Here is an 8,451-nt window from a genome sequence, read left to right on the forward strand (position 1 = left end):
AATTTAATCCAATACAAATTCTAAAGGCTGACCCGTAGCTGCATTAGGAAAGCTAATGCCCAAAATGGCAGACATTGTAGGTGCAATGTCAGTGATATGTGTTTTTTTATAAGTACTGCCATGGGTAATACCATGTCCAAATAACAATAGCGGTACGTGTGTGTCATAATTAAACGACGACCCATGCGTTGAACCCGTTTGACTGTATGAGATAACTGCCGGATCTAGAATATAAATCACATCTCCAGAACGTTTTTGATTATAGCCATTTTGAATCAATTCCTCTATACCGGTTGTAAATGATGTTTGTGACATGGATATTCCTGAGTAGGCTTTATCGATATGTGTATAGGCTATTATTTCATTTACAATAGCATTCTGAACCTCATAGAGATCCAAGTCCATCTCTGAAAGTTTTGATCTGTTTAAGAATATTTGGTTATTACTGATTGTTTCAACAAGATCTTCAGTTTTATATTTCGCTTTTAAAAAGGCGTACAATTGCTCTTTAAATACTCTTCCATCAAAATAACCTGCGGGAATATTCACACTTTTCAAATATGCCGGCACCTCTACCGCGGCATGATCTGCGGTAAGAAAAACTGTATAATTACCTTTGCCCACTTTCGCGTCCAAACCTTTAAATAAGCGTTCCAAATCTTTATCAAGTCGTAAATAGGTATCTTGAACTTCTTTAGAGTTGACGCCAAAATTATGTCCTATATAATCTGGACTGGAATAACTAATGGCCAAGACATCAGTAAACTCATCTTTACCCAATGCTTCACCATCAATGGCTGCCAAAGCAAAATCGGTAGTAATACTGTTTCCATAAGGTGTTGCTTTTATGATGTCAAAGCCCATATTTTTATCGTTCAGAGCCATTAAGTCATAAGGAAAGGTAGCAGTTTCCTTACCATTAAAACCGCCTTCAAATGTGTTTTCGTCAGAACCACTTTCCGTGTAGGTTGCAATATCATATAAGGTATTCCATTCCTTTAAATAGGATTGGGCTTGATTTGACGTATTAAATTTCTGAACCCATTGTGGCATTTCACTCATATAATAGGTACTTGTAATCCAACGCCCTTCGTCCGCACCGTGGAACCAATACGCGGCATTTGCCGTATGTCCCGCAGGAAGAATAGCGCCTCTATCTTTAAGGGCAATCCCAATTGTTTTCCCTCTCATTTGAGTAAAAAGTCTATTCTCATCTCCAAATGTGGTGGTTTTCATTCGTCTTGGTGACATCTTCCCTGCATCGTGAGTAGTACCTATGGATGTTACAGTACTATCCTCTGTACAATAAACTGATTTTTTAATTTCTTTATCATACCAATTATTGCCAATGATGCCGTGATATTTTGGAGTTGTTCCGGTATACACTGAAGTGTGTCCAGGACCTGTGTAGGTTGGTACATAATTAAAGTGATGATTCTTACAATCAAAGCCCTCAGTCATCATTCGCTTAAAACCTCCATCACCATATTTATCATAAAAACGAGTTAAATAATCATAACGCATTTGATCCACAACAATGCCCACAATTAGTTTTGGTTGCGTACTAATAGTATTATCTTTGCTCGCCTTGCTTTTAGTATTATTTTGTTGTGCTTGAAAAGAGGAAACAAAAAACAATGTGAGGATAATGCTGTAAAGAGAAATTTTCATGATATTTAGGTTGAGTTTAAATATCAAAAATACAGCTTTTTAAAATATGATAATTTTAAATTAAGGTTAAATACGTCGCAGTTTTTTTTACTTTAGCAGTAATAAAATTTAATATGAGCTACCTACATAGTATTGGTCAATATTTTTTGATGATAAAGGAAATATTCCGCAAGCCCACAAAATGGTCTGTGATGCGGCGTCTAGTATTTAAGGATATTGATGATTTAATTATTAATTCCATAGGTATTGTATCCTTTATTGCGTTTTTTGTTGGAGGTGTTGTAACCATTCAAACCGCTCTGAATATGACCAATCCGCTCATTCCAAAAACACTGGTGGGTTTCGCAACACGGCAGTCGGTTATTTTAGAGTTTGCCCCCACCTTTATCTCCATTATTATGGCAGGAAAGGTTGGGTCTTTTATCACCTCAAGCATTGGAACGATGCGCGTTACTGAGCAAATTGATGCTTTAGAAGTTATGGGGATCAATGCCATCAATTATTTGGTGTTTCCTAAATTCATTGCGCTAATGCTCTATCCGTTTTTGATTTCTATTGCTATGTTTTTAGGAATTCTTGGCGGAATGGCCGCTTGTGTTTTTGGAGGCTTTGCTTCTTTAGATGACTATATTGCAGGGATACAAATGGACTTTATACCATTTCATATGCTATATGCATTTATTAAAACTTTTGTTTTTGCTTTTTTATTGGCAACTATTCCTTCCTACCATGGATTTTACATGACGGGTGGGGCATTGGAAGTTGGTAAAGCTAGTACCACCTCTTTTGTATGGACGAGTGTGGCAATTATTCTACTAAACTATATTTTAACCCAAATGATGTTAAGCTAATGATTGAAGTCAATGATATCCATAAATCTTTTGGTGGTTCTGAAATATTAAAAGGCATCTCCACCACTTTCGAAAAGGGAAAAACCAACCTTGTTATCGGACAGAGTGGCTCTGGAAAGACAGTATTTCTAAAGACATTGCTCGGCTTATTTACTCCTGAAAAAGGCTCAATTTCTTATGATGGCAGAAAGTACTCTGATTTGTCTTCTGACGAAAAAAGTGAATTGAGAGCAGAAATGGGCATGGTTTTTCAAGGTAGTGCACTCTTTGACTCTATGACCATTGCAGAAAATGTTAAGTTTCCGTTGCGGATGTTCACAAAACAGAGCAAAAGCGAAATGGAAGATCGAGTCAATTTTGTGTTAAAAAGAGTCAATCTTGATGATGCCCATAACAAATTACCAAGTGAAGCTTCGGGTGGGATGCAAAAACGTGTCGCTATTGCTAGAGCTATTGTAAATAAACCAAAATATTTATTTTGTGATGAACCGAACTCTGGATTAGACCCAAGAACAGCGACGGTTATTGACAACCTCATTCAAGAAATTACTCAAGAATATGATATCACAACCATCATCAACACGCATGATATGAACTCCGTAATGGAAATTGGGGAAAAAATTGTGTTCTTAAAAGATGGACTTAAAGAATGGGAAGGCTCCAATAAAAACATATTTAAAACAGATAATGAAGCAGTGACCGGCTTTGTGTATTCGTCCGATTTATTTAAGAGAGTACAAAAAATGTATTTAGAAGAAGATCTATAGAGCGTTTCTTCGCTACACGTTTTCGTAAACTCATCAAATTGCATGATTAATTAGAGTAGCACCTAACTTTGACGCCTTACCACCAAAGAGTCCATTTTATACTTCTGCTTTAACCAACGCTTCAATTTTGCTTGTTCCTTAGCAATATCATCTTCTTTGACATCTTTATTCCATTTCACTGTAAATTCTGATATTGTATCTAGCTTTTTAAAATTGGATGAAATGACACTGGAGTATGACAGCCTATCAATATTCTCATAGTTGATTTTCACTTCTTTGGTCAATTCTTCAAAAGGAATTTGAAGTGCTTCGTATTTTGATAATTTTCGAACTTTGTCTTCTAAAAAAATTATCTTCTCGTTTTGAGACAACAAATCCAAAGAATCGCGATATCGCAACTGCGACATGTATCTCAAATTATCCAAATTTTTAGATCTGTTTTGATTAAATTCCAATTTTGTATTGAACAGTGAAGGGTAATCCTTTAAACGACTTCTTAAAACAGAAATCGTACTTTCTGGTATTTGATCTAATCCAAAACTATTAAATTCTAAAATGGATTGCTTGCCTTCAATCCCTGAATACTTGTACACCGCATTAGATTTAATATAATCAGCATGGGGTAAGCCTTCCAATTCATTTTTTATATACGCTTGTGCAGCATTTTCAAACTTACTTTGTCTCCACACATCAATAAACGTAATGATGGCAGGAATCATCACGACAACTGCAACTGCTGTGGCTATTCTGGACGTACGCTTACGCTTTGCTGAATTGGCATATTTCAACATCGGAAAACCCAATATTTTGACCACTAGAAAGGTTGCCAACGCAATAAAAATAGTATTGATGGTAAATAAATACATCGCACCAAAAAAGTAAGGGAAATTACCTTTTGCCAATCCGTAACCGGCTGTACATAGAGGCGGCATTAATGCTGTTGCAATGGCTACACCAAAAATTACTGAGGCAATTGTGCCTTTTTTAGTTCTGGCAATAATCAGCGCCAAACCACCAAAAAACGCAATCATGACGTCCCGAATATCAGGTTTTACACGTCCTAATAATTCGGAAGTATCTTCACTTAGTGGAAAAAACTTGAAGAATAAAAATGCCGTGGTCAAACTCAAGACAATCATGATGACCAAATTTATCAATGAGCGTCTTAAAGTATCAATATCATTGATAGCTATGGAAAGTCCAACCCCAAGTATTGGCCCCATTAAGGGAGAAATTAGCATGGCACCAATAACAACTGCAGCAGAATTGGCGTTCAACCCGATAGAAGCCACGAAAATAGAGCAAATAAGAATCCAAGCGGTGGCGCCTTTAAATGGGATATCGCCTTTAATGGCTGCCAAAGTTGCATCTCTGTCAGTGTCTTCACGAAAATCCAACAACTCGCTAAAAAACTTTTTAATGCTTACCCATAACCCTTGAGCATCCTTTTTTACAGCGTCTTTAGTCGCTTCAACTGCTTTATCCTGTTCTTTTGATTTTTCTTCTTCTGAAAAATTGAACTTATTTTCTTCCATCAATTCAGTTATTGGGTTTTACTAATAAACCAAAATATAATCTAGTGGTATATCGTCTAGGTTACTCAATGCGCATTTTAAGTATTGAAGTGATTACCCGTAATTTTCTCCAAATTCTTGTTTCACTTTTTGTAGCACTTGTTTAATATCCTGCTCTTTAGATTTCGGAAATATAAGCAAAACTTCGTCTTTGTCAACTATGATATAATCTTTAAGCCCGTCAACCACTACAATCTTATCGCTTTTAGTTCTGATCATATTACCTGAAGCATCCTCAGTCAAAGCTCTGGCATTTACCACGGCATTTTGATGCTCATCTTTATTCAATTTATCATACAAACTACCCCAAGTACCCAAATCATTCCAATCAAATTCCGCGGGTAAGACGTAGACATTTTCAGAAGATTCCATAATGGCATAATCCACTGAAATATTTTCTGACTTTCCGTAGTTCTCGGCAATAAAGAGATCTTCATCATCCGTGTTATAAATATTAATTCCTTTTTCAAAGACCTCAAACAATTGAGGTTGATGAAATTGAAAGGCCTTAATTACACTAGTAGCACTCCACATAAATATGCCCGCATTCCATAAAAAATTACCTTGGCTGATAAAGGTTTTTGCGGTGTCATAATCTGGTTTCTCCCTGAATTGTCGTACCGGTTTTATAGTATCATTAGTGTTTTTGTCATATTCTATATACCCGTAACCCGTATTTGGGAATGTGGGCTGAATCCCCAAGGTCATCAAGGCATCATTTTTTTCACAAAACTCAAAAGCTTGTTGTACGTTTTGGGTGAATTTGGATTCATCTTCAATCCAATGATCACTTGGAGCAACAATCATTACCGCATCAGGATTTTCCTTTTGTATTTTTAAAGAGGCGTATAAAATGCAAGGTGCTGTATTACGCATTGCAGGTTCCAATAATACCTGACGTTCCGTAACTCCTGGTAGTTGCTCAAACACCAAATCCTTATACATCGCATTGGTGAGAATAAAAATATTCTCATTTGGGATTAATTTTGAGAGCCGCTGGAATGTTTTTTGGATAAGGGTATCTCCAGTGCCCAACATATCATGAAATTGCTTTGGAAAATCCTGTGTGCTCATAGGCCAGAATCGTGATCCTACGCCACCCGCCATCAAAATGGCGTAATAATTTTTATTTTTCATATCATTATGTTGTTAATGCAATTCCGAAACTTCGGAATCATTAATCTATATTCTAATATTCCATTTTTAAAAAAGAAAACTTTCAACATTTTAGAACCTTGTTTTAAAACAATACTCTAACCCATTAAACTTCTGTCTGTGCCGGAATAAGCTCCACCTCCGCATTTGGGTTGAAAAGATACAACTTTCCTGACGTTACTTCAACACCTTCATGGCGCGTACGTCTTTTAACTCCTTTTCGAAAAATTCGTCCATTGTAAAGTTTAAATTCCGCTCCCAACGGAACTTCAAAAATATACGTTTTATCATTGGGCGGATCATAGTGTTTTAAAGCCAATGCTAATTTAACATCAGTATCACTACTGGCCTTCGGATTTTTAAAATGCCGTGCCAAAAGCGGCAACAATTCAATCGGAAACACATTCGGATTCAAAAAAGGCAACATTAAGCGTTGAAAGGTATGCTTCCACTCTTTCCCGTGTGGCTTAATGTATCTCCCGTAATCATTAAAAGCCTCAAAATGAGCTATTTCATGAATTAAAGTTATCAAGAATCGATAATGATTGAGATTAGAATTGATGGTTATTTGATGTTTATTATTTGGCAATTTCCTGTAATCGCCATGTCGGGTCTTGCGTTCTTTTTTGATTTTCACCACCAAGTTATCATGCTTTAAAAGCTCGATAACATCAGGGATTGCCTGATACGGAATGTATTCTTGAAGCGTATTGTGCATGGGGGCAAAAATACGAGATTTGGGCATAATGTGTAAAGAATTTTGTAATTTTAGGCAACAAAAGTTTACCATATAATTAAAGTTAGTCCACTGCGCAATGGTTATCTTTATTGACAAAGTGGGTGTAGAGCAAAACCCAGCAACTTAGAATTAAAAATACTCACATCTTATATATAACAACTGACATTACATGGCATTTATAGATTATTACAAAATTTTGGGCATTGACAAATCGGCCACAACAGCTGAGATAAAGAAGGCCTACCGCAAGTTGGCACGCAAACACCATCCGGATGTCAATCCAAACGATAAAACAGCTGAGAAAAAGTTCAAGGAAATCAATGAGGCCAATGAAGTATTGAGTGACGCTGATAAGCGCAAAAAATATGATAAATATGGCAAAGATTGGCAACACGGCGAAGCACAGGAACAAGCACAACGCCAGTACCAATCGCAAAGGCAGTATCAGCAACAGGGTTCTGGTAATTTTGGTGGGGGCAATTTCTCAGATGGCGAATTTTCAGATTTTTTTGAGTCTATGTTTGGGGGCGGTGGCGCCTCTAGAGGCCGTGGAAGAGGGACAGGGTTTAGAGGTCAGGATTTCAACGCTCAACTACAGTTAGACTTAAAAGATGTTTATGAAACACAAAAAAGAGTACTGACCGTAAATGGGAAAAACATCAGATTGACCATTCCTGCGGGGGTTGAAAATGGCCAGGTTATTAAGATAACCGGAAAAGGAGGCCCGGGCGTAAATGGCGGACCACATGGCGATTTGTTGATTGAATTTAACATCAGCAACAGTACGGAATTTAAACGTGATGGCTCTAATCTATATGCAACAGAAACCATTGATCTTTATACAGCAATTTTAGGTGGCGATGTGACCGTAGACACTTTTGATGGTAAAGTAAAGCTAAAGGTCAAGCCAGAAACCCAAAACGGCACTAAAGTAAAACTTAAGGGTAAAGGATTCCCTGTATATAAAAAGGAGGGGCAGTATGGCGATCTTTATATTACCTATGATATTGTCATGCCAACCAATCTATCTTCTAAAGAAAAAGAGTTGTTCACTGAACTTAAAAATTTAAAATCATGAGTACAGAAACTTATATCCCCTTAAAAACCTTATGCACGCACTACAAAGTGGAAACCTCCTTTTTTCAAGGTTTAAATGAGTATGGCTTAATTGAAATAACAACCATTGAACATGCACCTTGCGTCCATCATGACCATATTAAAAATTTAGAATCGATAATCCGATTACATCAAGATTTACATATTAATTTTGAAGGCATTGACACCGTGATGAACCTTTTGGAAAAAATCAATACGCTGCAAAATGAATTGATCGCTGCAAAAAACAGATTACGGATATTTGAGGAATAAACTCTAACGCATTTATAGAGAATTGTATATCCGTTTTTTGTTATACAGGTAAAAAATCCGCGAACATCTCCGTAATCAGCGGGAAACAAAAATAAGCGTAGGGAAAAATTACCCACGCTGATCTCGCAGATTTACGCTAAACAGAAACAAATAATTGTTTTTTTTTGATAAAACGCACATATTATAATGAATCAATTTATATCATTATGATGTGTTACGAACAATCAACTCTAGAGATGTTCTAATTTATAAACCTATATCTTTTTTCACAATCTTTAGTCCTAAATAGTCGACCCTTAAAAAGAGGCTTTATGATTAATCAGGCT

8 protein-coding genes are annotated in these 8,451 nt (G+C 36.5%); 4 read left to right on the plus strand and 4 right to left on the minus strand.

The features are described 5' to 3' along the window. Positions 1-3 precede the first annotated feature (3 nt). On the minus strand, positions 4-1,671 hold the full coding sequence (pafA, locus tag JEM65_RS14765) for an alkaline phosphatase PafA (RefSeq protein WP_199601070.1): 1,668 nt from the start codon (positions 1,669-1,671) through the stop codon (positions 4-6). Between the two features lie 113 nt (positions 1,672-1,784). On the opposite strand from pafA, the gene JEM65_RS14770 reads away from it, so the two are divergent. Together JEM65_RS14770 and JEM65_RS14775 are read left to right on the plus strand one after the other, a co-directional pair. After that, positions 1,785-2,522, plus strand: a complete 738-nt coding sequence (locus tag JEM65_RS14770) for an MlaE family ABC transporter permease (RefSeq protein WP_199601072.1) — start codon at positions 1,785-1,787, stop codon at positions 2,520-2,522. After that, a complete protein-coding gene (locus JEM65_RS14775; RefSeq protein WP_199601076.1) occupies positions 2,522-3,289 on the plus strand; it encodes an ABC transporter ATP-binding protein in 768 nt (255 codons plus the stop codon). Before JEM65_RS14770 ends, JEM65_RS14775 begins: the two co-directional genes overlap by 1 nt. Before the next feature lie 62 nt (positions 3,290-3,351). Here JEM65_RS14775 and JEM65_RS14780 read toward each other — a convergent pair whose 3' ends face one another. The 3 genes from JEM65_RS14780 to JEM65_RS14790 all read right to left on the minus strand — a co-directional run bounded on the left by JEM65_RS14780 (position 3,352) and on the right by JEM65_RS14790 (position 6,736). Continuing rightward, a complete protein-coding gene (locus JEM65_RS14780; protein WP_199601078.1) occupies positions 3,352-4,824 on the minus strand; it encodes a DUF389 domain-containing protein in 1,473 nt (490 codons plus the stop codon). A gap of 93 nt (positions 4,825-4,917) precedes the next feature. Beyond that, the gene (locus JEM65_RS14785) at positions 4,918-6,000 is read right to left on the minus strand and encodes a mannose-1-phosphate guanylyltransferase (protein ID WP_199601080.1); all 1,083 of its coding nucleotides are present in this window, start codon (positions 5,998-6,000) and stop codon (positions 4,918-4,920) included. Positions 6,001-6,124: 124 nt separating this feature from the next. Beyond that, the gene (locus tag JEM65_RS14790) at positions 6,125-6,736 is read right to left on the minus strand and encodes a SprT-like domain-containing protein (protein WP_199601088.1); all 612 of its coding nucleotides are present in this window, start codon (positions 6,734-6,736) and stop codon (positions 6,125-6,127) included. 190 nt (positions 6,737-6,926) lie between these two features. On the opposite strand from JEM65_RS14790, the gene JEM65_RS14795 reads away from it, so the two are divergent. Beyond that, positions 6,927-7,835 carry a DnaJ C-terminal domain-containing protein gene (locus JEM65_RS14795; RefSeq protein ID WP_199601082.1) on the plus strand — a complete coding sequence of 303 codons (909 nt, stop codon included), beginning with the start codon at positions 6,927-6,929 and terminating at the stop codon, positions 7,833-7,835. Then, positions 7,832-8,125 (plus strand): chaperone modulator CbpM, encoded by a 294-nt coding sequence (locus JEM65_RS14800; protein ID WP_199601084.1) that lies wholly within the window; start codon positions 7,832-7,834, stop codon positions 8,123-8,125. Before JEM65_RS14795 ends, JEM65_RS14800 begins: the two co-directional genes overlap by 4 nt. Positions 8,126-8,451 lie beyond the last annotated feature (326 nt).

This window comes from Gelidibacter salicanalis (assembly GCF_016469035.1).
Classification (GTDB): Bacteria; Bacteroidota; Bacteroidia; order Flavobacteriales; family Flavobacteriaceae; genus Gelidibacter; species Gelidibacter salicanalis_A.

Bases quoted from the DNA above. Each gene is read 5' to 3' on its own strand.
- pafA (WP_199601070.1), bottom strand. From the start codon at position 1,671: ATGAAAATTTCTCTTTACAGCATTATCCTCACATTGTTTTTTGTTTCC.
- JEM65_RS14770 (WP_199601072.1), top strand. From the start codon at position 1,785: ATGAGCTACCTACATAGTATTGGTCAATATTTTTTGATGATAAAGGAA.
- JEM65_RS14800 (WP_199601084.1), top strand. From the start codon at position 7,832: ATGAGTACAGAAACTTATATCCCCTTAAAAACCTTATGCACGCACTAC.
- JEM65_RS14775 (WP_199601076.1), top strand. From the start codon at position 2,522: ATGATTGAAGTCAATGATATCCATAAATCTTTTGGTGGTTCTGAAATA.
- JEM65_RS14790 (WP_199601088.1), bottom strand. From the start codon at position 6,736: ATGCACAATACGCTTCAAGAATACATTCCGTATCAGGCAATCCCTGAT.
- JEM65_RS14795 (WP_199601082.1), top strand. From the start codon at position 6,927: ATGGCATTTATAGATTATTACAAAATTTTGGGCATTGACAAATCGGCC.
- JEM65_RS14785 (WP_199601080.1), bottom strand. From the start codon at position 6,000: ATGAAAAATAAAAATTATTACGCCATTTTGATGGCGGGTGGCGTAGGA.
- JEM65_RS14780 (WP_199601078.1), bottom strand. From the start codon at position 4,824: ATGGAAGAAAATAAGTTCAATTTTTCAGAAGAAGAAAAATCAAAAGAA.